General features: G+C 39.7%; 13 protein-coding genes, 6 tRNA genes and 2 pseudogenes. 14 read left to right on the top strand and 7 right to left on the bottom strand.

The features are described from left to right. Positions 1-49 precede the first annotated feature (49 nt). From PCY71_RS12140 to PCY71_RS12115, 6 genes are all read left to right on the top strand, one after another. Positions 50-122, top strand: a tRNA-Phe gene (locus tag PCY71_RS12140). A 14-nt stretch (positions 123-136) separates the two neighbouring features. Next, a tRNA-Tyr gene (locus tag PCY71_RS12135) sits at positions 137-217 on the top strand. Positions 218-223: 6 nt separating this feature from the next. Beyond that, positions 224-294 (top strand) — tRNA-Trp (locus PCY71_RS12130). Positions 295-306: 12 nt separating this feature from the next. Further along, positions 307-379, top strand: a tRNA-His gene (locus tag PCY71_RS12125). A 13-nt stretch (positions 380-392) separates the two neighbouring features. After that, positions 393-464, top strand: a tRNA-Gln gene (locus PCY71_RS12120). Between the two features lie 8 nt (positions 465-472). Continuing rightward, a tRNA-Leu gene (locus tag PCY71_RS12115) sits at positions 473-556 on the top strand. Between the two features lie 152 nt (positions 557-708). On the opposite strand, the gene PCY71_RS12110 is transcribed toward PCY71_RS12115, so the two are convergent. From PCY71_RS12110 to PCY71_RS12090, 5 genes and pseudogenes are all read right to left on the bottom strand, one after another. Then, positions 709-984: a helix-turn-helix transcriptional regulator gene (locus PCY71_RS12110; RefSeq protein ID WP_006270606.1), complete on the bottom strand. Its 276-nt coding sequence runs from the start codon at positions 982-984 to the stop codon at positions 709-711. Next, positions 971-1,241: pseudogene (locus PCY71_RS12105) on the bottom strand (type II toxin-antitoxin system RelE/ParE family toxin); the annotation flags it as partial. The gene PCY71_RS12110 and the pseudogene PCY71_RS12105, both read right to left, overlap by 14 nt. Continuing rightward, a pseudogene (locus tag PCY71_RS12100) lies at positions 1,241-1,357 on the bottom strand (IS481 family transposase); the annotation flags it as partial. The pseudogenes PCY71_RS12105 and PCY71_RS12100, both read right to left, overlap by 1 nt. Before the next feature lie 539 nt (positions 1,358-1,896). After that, a complete protein-coding gene (gene galU / locus PCY71_RS12095) occupies positions 1,897-2,796 on the bottom strand; it encodes a UTP--glucose-1-phosphate uridylyltransferase GalU (protein WP_037598195.1) in 900 nt (299 codons plus the stop codon). Positions 2,797-2,823: 27 nt separating this feature from the next. Continuing rightward, positions 2,824-3,840 (bottom strand): NAD(P)H-dependent glycerol-3-phosphate dehydrogenase, encoded by a 1,017-nt coding sequence (locus PCY71_RS12090; protein WP_003036582.1) that lies wholly within the window; start codon positions 3,838-3,840, stop codon positions 2,824-2,826. Positions 3,841-4,090: 250 nt separating this feature from the next. Between PCY71_RS12090 and PCY71_RS12085 the strand changes: the two genes are divergently transcribed. The 7 genes from PCY71_RS12085 to PCY71_RS12055 all read left to right on the top strand — a co-directional run bounded on the left by PCY71_RS12085 (position 4,091) and on the right by PCY71_RS12055 (position 11,270). Then, complete coding sequence (locus PCY71_RS12085; RefSeq protein WP_301412700.1) at positions 4,091-4,780, top strand: gamma-glutamyl-gamma-aminobutyrate hydrolase family protein; 690 nt, start codon at positions 4,091-4,093, stop codon at positions 4,778-4,780. Between the two features lie 219 nt (positions 4,781-4,999). Next, entirely contained in the window at positions 5,000-6,034 is a 1,035-nt protein-coding gene (locus PCY71_RS12080; protein WP_301412699.1) for a S66 peptidase family protein, read from the top strand. 93 nt (positions 6,035-6,127) lie between these two features. Further along, complete coding sequence (locus tag PCY71_RS12075; protein ID WP_134971393.1) at positions 6,128-6,571, top strand: dUTP diphosphatase; 444 nt, start codon at positions 6,128-6,130, stop codon at positions 6,569-6,571. Next, a complete protein-coding gene (gene radA / locus PCY71_RS12070) occupies positions 6,552-7,949 on the top strand; it encodes a DNA repair protein RadA (protein WP_301412702.1) in 1,398 nt (465 codons plus the stop codon). Before PCY71_RS12075 ends, radA begins: the two co-directional genes overlap by 20 nt. 207 nt (positions 7,950-8,156) lie before the next feature. Continuing rightward, on the top strand, positions 8,157-9,614 hold the full coding sequence (gene gltX / locus PCY71_RS12065) for a glutamate--tRNA ligase (protein WP_301412698.1): 1,458 nt from the start codon (positions 8,157-8,159) through the stop codon (positions 9,612-9,614). A 455-nt stretch (positions 9,615-10,069) separates the two neighbouring features. After that, positions 10,070-10,597: a 5-formyltetrahydrofolate cyclo-ligase gene (locus tag PCY71_RS12060; protein ID WP_003070813.1), complete on the top strand. Its 528-nt coding sequence runs from the start codon at positions 10,070-10,072 to the stop codon at positions 10,595-10,597. Then, the gene (locus PCY71_RS12055) at positions 10,590-11,270 is read left to right on the top strand and encodes a rhomboid family intramembrane serine protease (protein ID WP_301412697.1); all 681 of its coding nucleotides are present in this window, start codon (positions 10,590-10,592) and stop codon (positions 11,268-11,270) included. Before PCY71_RS12060 ends, PCY71_RS12055 begins: the two co-directional genes overlap by 8 nt. Positions 11,271-11,327: 57 nt before the next feature. Here PCY71_RS12055 and PCY71_RS12050 read toward each other — a convergent pair whose 3' ends face one another. Both PCY71_RS12050 and tyrS read right to left on the bottom strand, forming a co-directional pair. Next, positions 11,328-12,164 carry a putative RNA methyltransferase gene (locus PCY71_RS12050; protein WP_003070809.1) on the bottom strand — a complete coding sequence of 279 codons (837 nt, stop codon included), beginning with the start codon at positions 12,162-12,164 and terminating at the stop codon, positions 11,328-11,330. Positions 12,165-12,374: 210 nt separating this feature from the next. Then, positions 12,375-13,631, bottom strand: coding sequence for a tyrosine--tRNA ligase (tyrS, locus tag PCY71_RS12045; RefSeq protein ID WP_301412696.1), 1,257 nt, complete (start codon positions 13,629-13,631; stop codon positions 12,375-12,377). A 181-nt stretch (positions 13,632-13,812) separates the two neighbouring features. On the opposite strand from tyrS, the gene pbp1b reads away from it, so the two are divergent. Next, positions 13,813-16,152, top strand: coding sequence for a penicillin-binding protein PBP1B (gene pbp1b / locus PCY71_RS12040; protein ID WP_301412695.1), 2,340 nt, complete (start codon positions 13,813-13,815; stop codon positions 16,150-16,152). The last annotated feature ends 187 nt before the right edge of the window (positions 16,153-16,339 follow it).

The following is a 16,339-nucleotide window of genomic DNA, read 5'->3' as shown; positions in this document are numbered from 1 at the left end:
GCTCATAACCCGAAGGTCGTAGGTTCAAATCCTGCTCCCGCAATAGGTAGGCTCGGTAGCTCAGTTGGTAGAGCAATGGATTGAAGCTCCATGTGTCGGCGGTTCGATTCCGTCTCGCGCCATTTGTTTGATATTAGGAAGGGTAGCGAAGAGGCTAAACGCGGCGGACTGTAAATCCGCTCCTTCGGGTTCGGGGGTTCGAATCCCTCCCCTTCCATCTTGTACGGGCATAGTTTAAAGGTAGAACTAAGGTCTCCAAAACCTTCAGTGTGGGTTCAATTCCTACTGCCCGTGTATAGAATTATGGCGGGTGTGGTGAAGTGGTTAACACACCAGATTGTGGCTCTGGCATGCGTGGGTTCGATCCCCATCACTCGCCTATTTTATAGTATTGGGGTATAGCCAAGCGGTAAGGCAAGGGACTTTGACTCCCTCATGCGTTGGTTCGAATCCAGCTACCCCAGTTCAGCTTGCCGGCGTGGCGGAATTGGCAGACGCGCTGGACTCAAAATCCAGTGCCCTCACGGGCGTGCCGGTTCGACCCCGGCCGCCGGTATAGTTGAAAAGACAAGGTTTAGAAACCTTGTCTTTTCTTTTTTTCAATATCTGAGTCTAAAGTTACTAAAAATTTCTAGTTTATTTTTGGGGATGGTAATTTTAGGTAACGAAAAAGAGAAAAGGTTCTATCCTTCTTCTCTCTAAAACTAACTACCCAATACTAATTTTTAGTTCTTGCTTAAGAGCTACAGCTAATTTGCTCATAGTTTCAATGCTAGTGTTATGTCCTCTTTCAATACGAGCGATAGTTGATTGAGGAACATGGGATAATTCTGAAAGTTGGCGTTGTGTTAGACCTGCTTTTGAGCGAGCATTAGCAACAGCTAGCGCACTTTCTAAAATGGCTTTTTCAGCTTGGTAGCCCTCATTAAAAGAATTATCATTAAGTTGTTCATTTAAGAAATCATTGAATTTAATTGTTTTCATTTTTCTGTTCCCCTTCAAATTCTTTTTTGATGACTTGTGCCTTTTTAATTTCATTAATGGGTGTTTTTTGAGATTTTTTTGGTAAATCCATGTGTAATAATATATCTATTATCGACAGCATGAAAGTAGAGAGTACGTTGAATATTAGATGATACTTTGGAACGAATTTCAAAAATATCACTATTTAATTTCTTTACCCATGCCATACGCTGGGCAGTTAATAGCCCATGTTCTTGTATCATGCTAATAGTTGCCATTTGTATCTCCGGCAGATAAAGGCGACAGAGGTACCGTTGCGATAGGTTTTGACAGCGTGATAGCGTGTATCCAAAGTATGTGGCAGGTAGCGGATGTTTTGTGGTATACTATTCATGAGAAGATTCCTTTTTTTGATGGGTGTGTCAGAACTAATCATATCAAGGTTTCTTCTTTTTTGGTACTCAGGTCTCACATCTATTGTAACGCTACATACAAAAAAAGCAACGGCAAATCCGTTGCTTTTTTTGTAGCAAAGGGACTATTGTCCCAGACTCAGAATACCATATCATGTTTTTAGATAACTTTCGTTTGGTCTCACATCATTGACAAACGTACAATTCATATATTCTGCAAGTGAAAATCCTCATTATTTCTATGTTTTCTTTTGTTTTGAATCACAATTATAAAAAGTGAGAAAAGAAATAAAAAAGAGGTTGAAATATCATTTTTCTAAATTTATATTATGATATGTCTTTTAGTCCGTCTCGTTCTGAAAGATGCGAGATAAAAAAACCACCCGCTTGTGAACTACACTCCAATCATTAGATGTTTGAGGCGCAGAGCATTGATGGATGGTTATGATTTCTATTTTTACAGTAAAATGTAATGATGGGAGAGACTTTTGATGTTACTGTCAATCCTAATTGCTATCTGTTAGTTCTCTTTTTTATCTAATTTCTTACCCAACTCAATGATGTATTGTTTCATGTCATCTTTTATTTGGGGATGCTTGAGGGCGTAATCAATAGATGTTTTCATAAAGCCAAATTTGTCACCAACGTCATAACGATCACCTGTGAATTCACGGGCAAATACTCTTTGTGTTTTATTGAGAGTATCAATGGCGTCTGTCAGTTGAATTTCATTTCCAGCACCTGGAGCTTGTGTTTCCAAAATGGAGAAGATTTCTGGTGTCAAAAGGTAGCGACCAATAATCGCAAGGTTACTTGGTGCGTCTTCTGGTTTTGGTTTTTCAACAAAGGTCTCCACGCTGTAGAGTCCATTTACTCCTTCACCTTGTGGGTCAATAACACCATAAGACGAAACGTCATCGTGTGGTACTTTCATGACAGCAATGGTTGACGCATGCGTTTCTTCGTAATCATTCATTAACTGTTTGGTTAGCGGAACTGCTTTGTCGTTTGTAATGTCCATCAGATCATCACCTAGCATAACGACAAAGGGTTCGTTACCAACGAATGCCTTGGCTTGTAAAACGGCATCGCCAAGTCCGCGTGGATGACTTTGGCGAATGAAGTGAAGACCAATGCCAGTAGTCTCGTCTACAAGTTTTAAAAGGTCAGACTTCCCTTTTTCTTTGAGGTTATACTCCAATTCAAAGTTTGAATCAAAGTGGTCTTCAATAGATCGTTTAGATTTTCCGGTTACGACCAAGATGTCTTTGATACCGGCCTTTAATGCTTCTTCGACAATAAATTGAATAGTCGGTTTGTCAACGATAGGCAGCATTTCTTTGGCGAGCGCTTTGGTTGCTGGCAAGAAACGAGTTCCAAGTCCAGCAGCAGGGATAACAGCTTTTCTTACTTGAGTCATATGACCCTCCTTTTTTGTAGTAGCTAATTACGACCATTCGTTTTCAGCTTTAAATTCATTATTCATTATATCATAAATGGCGTCTTTTATGTTAAGGCTTTCATAAATCACGTGATAGATCGCTTGAGTAATTGGCATATAGACACCCAGTTCTTGTGCGAGTTCGTAAGCAGCTTTGGTGGTGGAAATGCCTTCGATAACCATGCCCATGTTGGCTTCAATATCTTCTAACTTTTCGCCACGACCAAGAGCATCACCAGCGCGCCAATTACGTGAGTGAACGGAGGTTCCTGTGACAATTAAATCTCCTACTCCGGATAAACCACTATATGTTAAGGGACTAGCACCGAGTTTGACGCCAAGACGAGTAATTTCTGCTAAGCCGCGTGTGATAATGGCAGCTTTGGCATTGTCACCGTAACCGAGACCATGAAGGGCACCTGCTCCGACAGCAATGATATTTTTTAGTGCGCCGGCTGTTTCTACGCCGATGACATCTGTATTAGTGTAGAGACGGAAGTAGTGATTGCTGAAAAGTTCTTGAACATATTTTGCTGCTTCTAAGTCTTTTGAAGCTGCTGTGATAAGAGTAATATCACGAACGATAGTTTCTTCAGCATGGCTTGGTCCAGAGACGACAACCACTTCGCTTCGTAAATTTGGAGATAATTCTTCTTCTAAAATTATGGAAAGTCGTTTGTGAGTATCGGGTTCGAGTCCTTTTGAAGCGTGCATGATTTTGACTGGATGGTCTAATACTTCAGCCACTTGTTTAGCTACGAGACGTGTGACTTTTGTTGGAACAACGAAAAGAATGGCATCAACACCGTCAAGAGTTTCTTTTAAGTCATAATAGGCAGTAATCTTTTCATCGAGAACGATATCCTTGAAATAGCGTTTATTGGTATGGTGTTCGTTGATTTCAGTGATTTGCTCGGCAAGATTACCCCAAATACGGACTTCATGTCCATTGTCGTTTAATACTTGTGCCAAAGCAGTACCCCATGAACCGGGGCCTAAAACAGCAACTGTTTGTTTTTCCATGTTCTTCTCCTTGTAGAGTTTTCTAGTCTTATTTTACCATAGAAAGCGATAAATTTCTTGTTTAGTAGTAGCTTGTTTTTATAAGTTATTATTTTATAAGAATAAAGGCTGATTAAAGTGCATAAAAAGAGTGTAATGAAGCAGGAGTTGTGGCTAGTATAAAAACTATTTATCACGACCTTTAAAAAATCAATTGGACGGCAGGTAGAGGAAGTGGTAAGACTGTGTATATCAATGAGGAGGGAATCGTATGAGCAGACCGATTGTTGGAGTGACCGCTAATCTTTGTCCTGTCGATAAGGAAGGTAAAAATATTCACTCGTCCGTTTCTAGTAAATTTGCTGAGAGTATCAGAATCGCTGGCGGATTGCCCATGATTATCCCTGTTGGCGACAAAAGTTTGGTGAGGGATTATGTTGAAAGTATTGATAAATTGATTTTGTCTGGCGGACAACATGTGCACCCCACTTTTTACGGAGAAAAGCGGACGATTGAGAGTGATGATTACAATATGGTGCGAGACGAATTTGAGATGGCTCTGTTAGCAGAAACTATTCGACAGGAAAAACCAATTATGGCGATTTGCCGAGGCTTGCAGTTGGTCAATGTTGCTTTTGGTGGAACGCTCAACCAGCGCATTGACAACCATTGGCAGGGCTTGCCTTTTGGAACTTCTCACTCCATTCAAACTGAGAAAGGCAGTGTTGTCGAAGAGCTGTTTGGCCGTGCTAGCCAGATCAACTCTGTCCACCGACAAAGTATTAAAGATTTGGCGCCGAATTTTCGCGCAACAGCTTTTGATACTAGGGATAAAACCATTGAAGCGATTGAGTCGCTAGATGATAGTCGGATCATTGGGCTTCAATGGTACCCAGAGTTTTTAGTCAATGAAGAAAAAGGGAATCTAGAACTTTTTCAGTATCTTTTGCAGAAATTGTAAATTTAAAATACGGCTTAAGCTTCATTTAAGAAAATCGTTTTATAATAACATTATCAAATGAAGACCTCCTAACTTTATTTGATGAAATCCTAAAACTTTTTCATAATAATCTCCCTATAAAGATCACCAAAAGGTGGTCTTTTTGTTTTATATTTTTGTCGTTGCTTTTGGATGATTTATGTTATAATGTTTCAAATCATTGATTAAGGAGGAGAGAAGATGATAAAGAACGTTGGAATCGTTAGTTTATCAAGTGGAATCATTGGAGAAAGTACTGTTAAACATGAAGTGAACTTGGGAGTAAAGCGCTTGAGAGACTTGGGGCTGGAAGTGAAGTTTTTAGAGCATGCACAAAAAGGAGTGGGCTGTCTGGCAGATCATCCTGAGTCCAGAGCGCAAGATTTGATTCAGGCTTTCAAGGATTCTTCAATTGATATGATTTTATGTGCTATCGGTGGAGATGATACTTATCGGTTGCTGCCTTATTTGTTTGAGAATGATGAGCTAAAAAAAGTTGTACACCAGAAAGTATTCCTAGGTTTTTCTGATACTACAATCAATCATCTTATGCTGCACAAGTTAGGAATCAAGACTTTTTATGGGCAATCTTTTCTTGCTGATGTTTGTGAACTAGAGACAGATATGCTCCCTTACACATTTTCTTATTTTAAAGAATTGATTACGACAGGCAGTATCTCAGAAATCCGCCCAAGCGAAGTTTGGTACGAGGAGAGAACGGATTTCAGTGAAAAAGCTCTGGGAACAAAACGAACTCGTCATGAAAATCAAGGATTTGAATTGCTAAAAGGAAAAGCAATCTTTGCTGGAGAAATTTTAGGTGGTTGCTTGGAGTCGCTCTATCAAATATTTGATAATACAAGATACGAGGATACGATTGAATTGTGTGCACAATATCAGCTCTTTCCTAGTTTTTCAGAGTGGGCAGGAAAAATTCTTTTGTTGGAAACCAGTGAAGAAAAACCAGAACCAACTTTATATCGGAAAATGTTAGAAACTTTAAAAGCAACGGGAATTTTTACGGTTTTAAATGGGATTCTTGTCGGAAAACCAATGGATGAAACTTATTATGGAGAATATAAACAAATCCTGCTTGATGTCATTGATACAGACATTCCTATTTTATATAATTTAAATGTTGGACATGCTACCCCAAGAGCAATTGTTCCTTTTGGAGCGAAAGCTGAGGTGGATGCCAACGAGCAAGTGATTCGATTTTTGAATGAGCCAGAATAAATTAAAAAGTGCAGGCTGAAAGATGACCTGCATTTTGCGTGTTTTTTACGAATTTAGTATAATAGGGAAAGTAAAAGTAGAAAAGAGAAAAAGATGCGAATTCGTGGTTTTGAGCTTGTTTCAAGCTTTACAAATGAAAATTTACTGCCAAAGCGTGAGACGGCTCATGCGGCAGGTTATGACTTAAAAGTGGCAGAGCGTACAGTTATTGCGCCAAAAGAGATTAAATTAGTGCCAACAGGTGTCAAGGCCTATATGCAGGTTGGTGAAGTGCTTTATCTTTATGATCGTTCATCTAATCCACGTAAAAAAGGATTAGTTTTGATTAACTCTGTAGGCGTTATTGACGGGGATTACTATGGCAATCCTGGAAATGAAGGGCATATCTTTGCTCAGATGAAAAACATCACAGATCAGGAAGTCGTCCTCGAAGTGGGGGAACGTGTGGTTCAGGCTGTCTTTGCACCATTTTTGATTGCAGATGGAGATGAAGCGGAAGGTGTGCGGACAGGTGGTTTTGGAAGCACTGGGCATTAAGAAAGAGGAATCTATCATAGCCAAGAAAAAATCGACATTTGTTTGTCAAAATTGTGAATACCATTCGCCCAAGTATCTGGGGCGTTGTCCGAATTGTGGTGCTTGGTCGTCTTTTGTCGAAGAAGTAGAAGTGGCAGAAGTCAAAAATGCGCGTGTTTCTCTGACCGGAGAAAAAATACGACCGATGAAATTGGCAGAAGTAACTTCTATTGATGTGAAGCGCACCAAGACGGATATGGACGAATTTAACCGCGTTTTAGGCGGTGGTGTGGTGCCGGGAAGTTTGGTTCTAATTGGAGGAGATCCCGGTATTGGGAAATCTACCCTTTTATTGCAGGTTTCGACCCAATTATCTCACAAGGGAACGGTATTGTATGTCAGTGGGGAAGAGTCTGCTGAGCAGATTAAGTTGCGTGCGGAGCGATTAGGCGATATTGACAGTGAGTTTTATCTTTATGCCGAGACCAATATGCAGCAGATTCGTGCTGAGATTGAAAAAATTAAGCCAGATTTCTTGATTATAGACTCCATTCAGACGATTCTATCGCCAGAAATTTCTAGTGTGCAAGGCTCGGTTTCGCAAGTACGAGAAGTGACAGCGGAGTTGATGCAGCTGGCAAAAACCAACAATATTGCCACCTTTATTGTCGGTCATATGACCAAGGAAGGTACCTTGGCTGGACCTAGAACCTTGGAACACATGGTGGATACGGTACTTTATTTTGAAGGTGAGCGACAGCATACTTTTCGTATTTTGCGGGCGGTCAAAAACCGCTTCGGCTCTACGAATGAAATCGGCATTTTTGAGATGCAGTCAGGTGGTCTGGTTGAAGTGCTCAATCCTAGCCAGCTTTTCTTAGAGGAGCGTTTAGATGGAGCAACAGGCTCTTCTATCGTGGTGACCATGGAGGGGACGCGTCCAATCCTTGCGGAAGTGCAGGCTTTGGTGACGCCGACCATGTTTGGCAATGCCAAGCGGACAACGACAGGATTGGACTTTAATCGCGCCAGTCTGATTATGGCTGTTTTGGAAAAGCGAGCAGGGCTATTATTGCAAAATCAGGATGCCTACCTAAAGTCAGCAGGCGGTGTCAAATTAGATGAGCCAGCCATTGACTTAGCTGTTGCTGTCGCAATTGCTTCTAGTTATAAAGATTTGCCAACAAATCCACAAGAATGTTTTATTGGAGAAATCGGTCTGACGGGGGAAATCCGCCGTGTTAATCGCATTGAGCAACGCATTAATGAAGCTGCTAAGCTAGGCTTCACCAAAGTTTACGCTCCTAAAAACTCTCTGAACGGATTGAACATTCCCGAAACTATTGAAGTTATTGGTGTAACAACGATTGGTGAAGTGTTGAAGAAGGTGTTTGGATAAGTCAGTGTAACTGAGCAGTGAATTGATAGGTGAGACAGACGGTGGCTTCTACATTGCTAAGGAAATTCTGTAAATGATTGGAAGAATAATAAAGTTTCATCGTTTCTGTTATTTCTTTTCGACAACTATGTGGTATAATAGTAACGTTTGAAATAAAAATAGGTTTTTCCTGTTGAAAATATAAGATAAAAATTAGGAGACATAAAATTGGCGAATCAAATTCGTGTGCGTTATGCACCAAGTCCAACGGGACTGTTACACATCGGGAATGCGCGGACTGCGCTCTTTAATTATCTTTACGCTCGTCACTACGGCGGAACTTTTATCATTCGGATTGAAGATACTGACCGTAAACGTCATGTGGAAGACGGGGAACGTTCGCAGTTGGAAAATCTGCGTTGGTTAGGAATTGATTGGGATGAGAGTCCAGAAACGCATGAAAAATATCGCCAGTCTGAACGTTTGGACATTTACCAAAGCTATATCAATGAGTTACTTGAAAAAGGCTTGGCTTATAAATCATATGTGACGGAGGAAGAGCTGGCAGCAGAGCGTGAGCGTCAGGAAGCTGCTGGAGAAACACCTCGTTACATCAATGAATATCTGGGAATGTCTGAAGATGAAAAAGCAGCTTATATCGCAAAGCGTGAAGCAGCAGGCATTGTTCCAACAGTCCGTCTTGTGGTCAATGAATCTGGTATTTACAAGTGGAACGATCTTGTCAAAGGTGAGATTGAATTTGAAGGTGGCAACATCGGTGGTGATTGGGTTATCCAGAAAAAAGATGGTTATCCAACATACAACTTTGCCGTTGTTGTTGATGATCACTTAATGGAAATTTCACACGTTATCCGTGGAGATGACCATATTGCTAACACACCTAAGCAGCTCATGGTTTATGAAGCACTTGGTTGGGAAGCACCGCAATTTGGTCACATGACCTTGATTATCAATTCGGAGACAGGCAAAAAATTGTCAAAACGTGATACGAATACACTTCAATTTATCGAAGATTACCGTAAAAAAGGCTACCTACCAGAAGCAGTGTTTAACTTTATTGCTCTCCTTGGTTGGAATCCTGGCGGTGAAAATGAAATTTTCTCTCGCGAAGAATTGATCCAACTCTTTGATGAACATCGTCTCAGTAAGTCTCCGGCTGCCTTTGACCAAAAGAAATTAGATTGGATGAGCAATGAATACATTAAAAATGCGGATTTTGAAACCATTTTTGAGATGGCAAAACCTTATTTGGATGTAGCTGGTCGTTTAACAGATAAGGCTGAGAAATTGGTCGCACTCTACAAACCACAGATGAAATCTGTTGATGAAATCGTACCGCTCACAGACCTCTTCTTTGAAGATTTCCCAGAGCTAACAGAAAATGAAAAAGAGTTTATGTCAGGCGAAACGGTACCGATTGTTTTGAAAGCATTCAAAGAAAAAATGGAAGCTATGAGTGATGAAGACTTCAAATCAGAGAATATCTTCCCACAAATCAAGGCAGTGCAAAAAGAAACGGGTATCAAAGGTAAAAATCTCTTCATGCCAATCCGAATCGCTGTTTCGGGCGAAATGCACGGACCAGAATTACCAGATACCATTTATCTGCTTGGACGTGAAAAGTCCATTGAGCATATTGAGAAGATGCTGAAACATATTCAATAAGTTAACTAAAAAAACATCACAATATTTGAACTTTGTGGTGTTTTTGCTTTCTATATGATGAAATACTTGATTTTATGATATAATAATTTTTAATACTAAATTAAAGTAAAAAAAGGCCTATATTAGCTACTTAAATGACTACTCAGGAATTAATCCAACTTGTTACAACTGGATAAAAATGCAAATTTAAAAGTGCTATTTGAAGGAAAGTTAGCAGACGAAGTACCCAGATTCTGTCATTAAATTTTGGCATCTGGGATGGATTTGATTCATTAAATAAAGAAAAAAGAGCCATGCTTAGATTAGAGTATTCATTTCATGTTTTTTATTATCTGAAACTGACATCAACTGAAGCATCTTTGCTATTTTGCTAATCAAAAAGTTGGAAAGTTTTTGTTGTTACTTTAATAAATGACGGATTGGAAATTCTGACAACCTTATCAAGGAGAAGATAAGTGAAGACGACTTTACGTAAAAAGATAGTAAGAGAAATGAAAGGACAGGAATTGATAGTAAAACAGCAGAGAGATGCTTTGCTCACTCAGTACTTGCTGGAATCTTCTGCTTATCAACAAGCTAGAACAGTTGCTACTTATTTATCTTTGCCACACGAGTTTGATACAAGGATTTTCATCAGGCAGGCTCAAGCAGATGGCAAGCGGGTTTTGGTCCCTAAGACTTATCCCGAAGGGCGCATGACTTTTGTAGATTATAATCCAAATGACTTGGAATTGACTGTTTTTGGTATCTGGGAACCAAGAAGTGAACGAGCGGTGGAAAAATCTCATATTGATTTGATACATGTTCCGGGTGTTGCTTTTAACAAAAAAGACTATCGGATTGGCTATGGAGGCGGCTATTATGACCGCTATTTGGCTGATTTTAAAGGGATGACAGTAAGTACAATTTATCCTTACCAGTTAGTTGATTTTCAACCAGATGATTGTGATATTCCCGTTCAGGAGGTATTGATTTGTGAATAAAATTTATGATAAACGTTATCCAGTAACGAGCTTATTGTTGCTTATCACGACAGGAGTTTTCCTAACAATGTTTCTGTTGCGTGGCTTTAATTATGCTAGTACCCAAACGATTTATGAATTTGGGGCAATGAATGGTCGAACGATTCAATATTTTCCAAGTCAGATTTGGCGCTTGGTATCGGCGATTTTTGTTCATATCGGCTTGGAGCATTTTGTGATGAATATGATTACGCTGTATTTTATCGGACGACAAGCTGAGCATATTTTTGGCTCGTGGAATTTTCTGTTTCTTTATCTGATGTCTGGTATTTTAGGAAATGTCTTTGTCTTCTTTTTCACTCCAAGTGCTGTGGCTGCAGGGGCCTCTACATCTTTGTTTGGGATTTTTGGTGCTATTATTACTTTGCGCTATGCGGTGCGAAATCCTTACATTCAGCAACTCGGCCAGTCATACTTAGTTCTTCTAGTTATGAATTTGGTATTGAGTTTGACACCGGGAATTAGTCTGGCAGGTCACTTAGGTGGTGCAGTCGGAGGCGCTCTCTGTGCTGTTATTTTCCCAGTCCGCGGGGAAAGAAGAGCTTATCAAGTGGGACAACGGTTATTGGCGTTGATTGCTTATACTGTTTTAGCTTTGGGAATGATTTGGTTAGCTTTTAATCGAGGCGTATAAAAAGAGGTTGAATAGACTGCTGTATCTCGCAGCAATCTGTTTTCACCTCTTTTTGCTTTATTTCTGTTGACCAACTAAAATCTTTGCAGCAATTGTGATGTTGTCTAATGATGACCAGTCGATGTTTTTAATATTTATATTGAAAAGGAGAGGGGTCATCTTCAGTAGAGCATTTTTTTCATTTTCCTTTAGTGAAAAAGTACCAGCAACGTCATAGGAATCTATAATGGTAAAGGACTCCTTGAAGTGATCAAGGATGTTTTGATTGGAATAGTTCGTGTTTGTTAATTTATCAGCTACAATACCTCGGATTTCTTGCAAGTGTTGGCTATTGGGAATAACTTTAATCAGCAAGCCGTTTTTCCGCAATACACGCTGAAATTCTTGGTAATTGGCAGGAGAGAAAATATCTAAAATCACATCCATACTGGTTTCCTGGATGGGAAGGCGTGCCAAATCTCCAACAAACCAGTTTACTGCAAGGCTGTGGTCGCTTTTGGCTGCTAGCTGAATCGAATCCTTTGATAAATCAAATGCGTAGATACGGCTATCCGGCAGCAGCAGCTGTAAATATCGTGCATAGTATCCCTCTCCACAGCCGATATCCAGAATATTGCTATGCTGTGAGAAGGAAGATGCAATTTTTATTAGTTGATTTAAAATCGGCTGATAGAATCCTGCTTCGAGAATCAATTGTCGATTTTGAAAGTTGGTTTTATCGTAGTCTTTTGACTGCTTCACCTGTGGTGCCAGATTGACATAACCGAATTTTGCTAGATCAAAGGAATGCTTATTGTTACATTTAAGACTATTTTCTGCTAAAAACAAGGCTTGCTGGCAAAAAGGGCAAGCAAAAAGATTAGCCGTTTCAAAACGTTTGAGTTTGGGTTTCATGCATTTTCTCTTTCATAGATTTCTCTGACTAGTGTAACATGTGAGAAATGCTTTGGCAAGTCGATGATAAAGAAAGGAAACTGAAAATGAGTTCTTCTTTATTAAGACGGGATTTGTGTTTTTTATTTTTCAAGCTACAACTAGGTCAATGCATTATGCTAATTAAAATAAAGAAAAAGCCGGGGTTAAACCCAGCCTTTTCATTTTTGACTAGTAAGTCAAAACAAAATATTTTTTCTTCCCGCGCCGAATAACGGTCAGTTCGTTTTCTAATTTGTCAGCATCCGTTAATGTATAGTTAAGGTCTTGAATACGTTCGCCATTGACATAAATAGCGCCATTTTGAACATCTTCCCGCGCTTGGCGTTTAGAATTGACAATGCCAGCTGTTACCAACATTTCTACGATATTGAGATTGTCATCTACTTTCACTTGATAATTTGGCACCCCGCGAAGTCCTTGTTTCAGTTCTTTGACAGAAAGACTTTTAATATTTCCAGCAAAAAGCTGCTCGGTGATGTTGAGCGCTTCTTTGTAGGCTTCTTCGCCATGTACAAGCGTGACCACTTCTCGTGCTAAGATTTTTTGTGCCAACCGTTCGTGGGGAGCTGCTTCAAATTGTTTTCCGATTTCTTCGATTTCATCAAGTGGAAGAAGTGTAAAGATTTTTAGGAAACGCACGGCATCAGCGTCCATGACATTCATCCAGAATTGATACATTTCGTAAGGGCTGGTTTTATCGGCATTGAGCCATACAGCATTGCCTTCTGACTTACCAAATTTCTTACCAGTGGCATCTGTGATGAGTGGCACTGTAATAACATGACCTGTTTTATCTGCTTTGCGGCGAAGTAATTCTGTACCAGCAGTCATATTGCCCCATTGATCTGAACCACCGATTTGCAAAGTGACATCGTATTGTCGATTTAACTCAAAAAAGTCATAGCCTTGCATAATCTGGTAAGCAAACTCGGTATACGAAATGCCTGTTTCAATCCTTTTTTTTACGGATTCTTTACTCATCATGTAGTTGACAGTGAAATATTTTCCAACATCACGTAGAAAGTCAATAAAGCTAATACCAGAGAACCAGTCATAGTTGTTGACCATTTCAGCTTTGTTGTCGCCATTTTCAAAGTCAAGAAAACGTGATACTTGTGCTTGAATGCTGCGGACCCAACCTTCAACTGTGTCTTTTGTTTGTAAGCTCCGTTCTGTATCTTTAAATGATGGATCACCAATTAAGCCAGTTGCACCGCCAACGAGAGCATAGGGTTTGTGACCAGCCAACTGTAAATGTTTCATGACAAGGATTGGTACAAGGTGACCAAGATGTAAGCTATCAGCAGTTGGGTCATAACCAGAATAAAAGCTGACATTTCCTTCCGCTAGGGCCTTGCGCAATGCTTCTTCATCAGTTGTTTGAAAAACCAAACCGCGTTCTTTTAGCTCATCAAAAATGTGCATATCTGTCTCTCCTTTATAAAATTTCTAGTTATTGTAACATTGTATCACAAACAAGCACTAGAATATAGTAAAATCGCAAAAATAATGAAAAAAACAATGATTTCAGCCAAGGCTTGCCTTTCTTGTTGTCAGAAGTTTCATAAATTTGCTATAATAGGCACAGAAAGCCCAAGGAGAAAGAATGTTTAAACAAGTTTTAGAAAAAATACAACAATTGTTTGAGAAACTTTTTCAAACAGATCGTCCTAGCAAAAATAAAAAGGAAAACTGGACAATTTTGAGTATTGGTGGAACTGTCCTTCGTACTCTGAAATTATTATCAAATATCTTTTTTGTGCTTGTTTTTTTAGGGTGCTTGTTTGGTGGAGGTATTGCATTGGGTTATGGTGCAAGAATCTTCGATAAGGTTGAAACTCCTAAAAAAGAAGAGCTCATCAAAAAAATCCAAGACATCTCGGCTATTTCTGAATTAAAATATGCTGATGGTAGTTCAATTTCAGCAATTGATAGTGATTTACTAAGAATATCAGTAGCTAGCAAATCTATTTCTGCTAATGTAAAAAAAGCAGTCATTGCTACGGAAGACGAAAATTTCCACAAGCATCATGGGGTTGTTACGAAAGCTGTTTTGCGGGCAACGCTAGGCTCTGTTGCAGGGATTGGCTCCTCAAGTGGTGGTTCTACCTTAACGCAGCAGTTAATCAAACAACAAGTTGTTGGTGATGCACCAACTTTCAAGCGTAAAGCGACAGAAATCATTGATGCACTGGCTTTAGAACGCTGTATGAGCAAAGATGATATTTTAACGACTTATTTGAATGTGGCCCCGTTTGGAAGAAATAATAAAGGGCAAAATATTGCCGGTGTAGAAGAAGCAGCCCAAGGAATTTTTGGAGTACCTGCTAGCAAGTTGACAGTACCTCAAGCAGCTTTTATTGCGGGGTTGCCACAAAGCCCGATTGTTTATTCTCCTTATGCAGCTGATGGTAGTCTGAAAAGTGCTAAAGACATGACATTAGGACTCAACCGTGCTAAAAAAGTCATTTACAATATGTATCGAACAGGTGCGATTAATAAAGATGAGTACCAATTGTATAAAGATTATGATTTGAAACGGGATTTTCTGCCTGCCGAACGCTCTTCAAAAAATTCGCATGATTATTTATATTACGTTGCGATGAAAGAAGCTCAAAAAGCAATGTATGAATACTTGATTAGGCGAGACAATGTTTCACAACAGGAATTGAAAAATGATGCAACTGTGAAAGCCTATAAAGGATTAGCTGCAAAAGAGTTGAGTGAGGGTGGCTATACTGTTACCACAACGATTAACAAAAATATCCACAACGCTATGCAAAATGCGATTGCTAATTTTGGTGGTGTGTTAGATGATGGAACAGGTGCAGTTGAAGCGGGAAATGTTCTCATGGACAATCGGACGGGTGCTGTTTTGGGCTTTATAGGAGGACGTGATTATGCTTCCAACCAAAACAACCACGCTTTTGATACGGAGCGCTCACCAGGCTCAACCATTAAACCGATTTTAGCTTATGGCATAGCCATTGACCAAGGCCTGATGGGCAGTGCCAGTATGCTGTCTAATTATCCGGCGAATTTCTCTAGCGGCGAGCCCATTATGCACGTAGATAGCCGTGGTACGGCTATGATGGATTTGCAGGAGGCTTTAAATACTTCTTGGAACATTCCAGCTTATTGGACCTATAAATTGCTTCGTGACAAAGGGGTCAATGTTCGAGGTTATATGGAAAAAATGGGCTATCAAATTGAAAATTACGATATTGAAAGTTTGCCAATGGGCGGTGGGGTTGAAGTATCTGTTGCTCAGCATACCAATGGTTTTCAAACTTTAGCCAATAATGGGGCTTATCAAGAGCGCTATATGATTGAAAAGATTACGGCAAAGAATGGGAAAGTTGTATATGAACATAAAGCTAAACCTGTTCAAGTTTATTCCAAGGCCGCAGCAACGATTATGCAAAGCCTTATGCGTGGAGTGTTGAGTTCAGGTGCTACGACGACTTTCAAATCTCGTTTAGCACAGATTAATAGTGGCTTGGCTAATGCTGATTGGATAGGAAAAACGGGTACAACCAACAGCAATGGAGATATGTGGCTTATGGTATCCACTCCAAAATTAACGTTGGGTGGCTGGATCGGTCATGACAATAATGCTTCAATGGCACCTTTGACGGGTTACAACAACAATGCTCAGTATATGGCTCACTTGGTGAATGCAATTCATCAAGCTGATTCAAATATTTGGGGAGTTGGTGATAAGTTCAATTTGGATTCAAGCGTGATTAAGTCCAATGTTCTCAAAGCAACAGGTGAACGAGCTGGAACAGTCACAGTCAACGGTCGTAGCATGAGCCTGACTGGTCAGACGGTTACTAGTTACTGGGCGAAAAATGGCGCTCCGATGACCACCTATAAATTTGGAATCGGTGGAACAGATAGTGATTATCAAAAAGCTTGGGCAGCACTTTTAGGTGGACGTTAAAATAAAAACACTTTCATAACTAAAGAAACTTGAAAAGCAGAGTAAAATAGGGTATAATATTATTAATAATTTGTCGTCTGCTTTATTTGAAATATTGTCCATATAAAGCTCACAGCAGTTAAATCATACTTTTAGAGTCAGATTTAGCTGCTCTTTTTGTGCCTATTTTTGGGATTTTCATCGTTTG

Source organism: Streptococcus sp. SN3, assembly GCF_030439905.1.
This window is presented reverse-complemented; position numbering and strand designations above follow the sequence as displayed.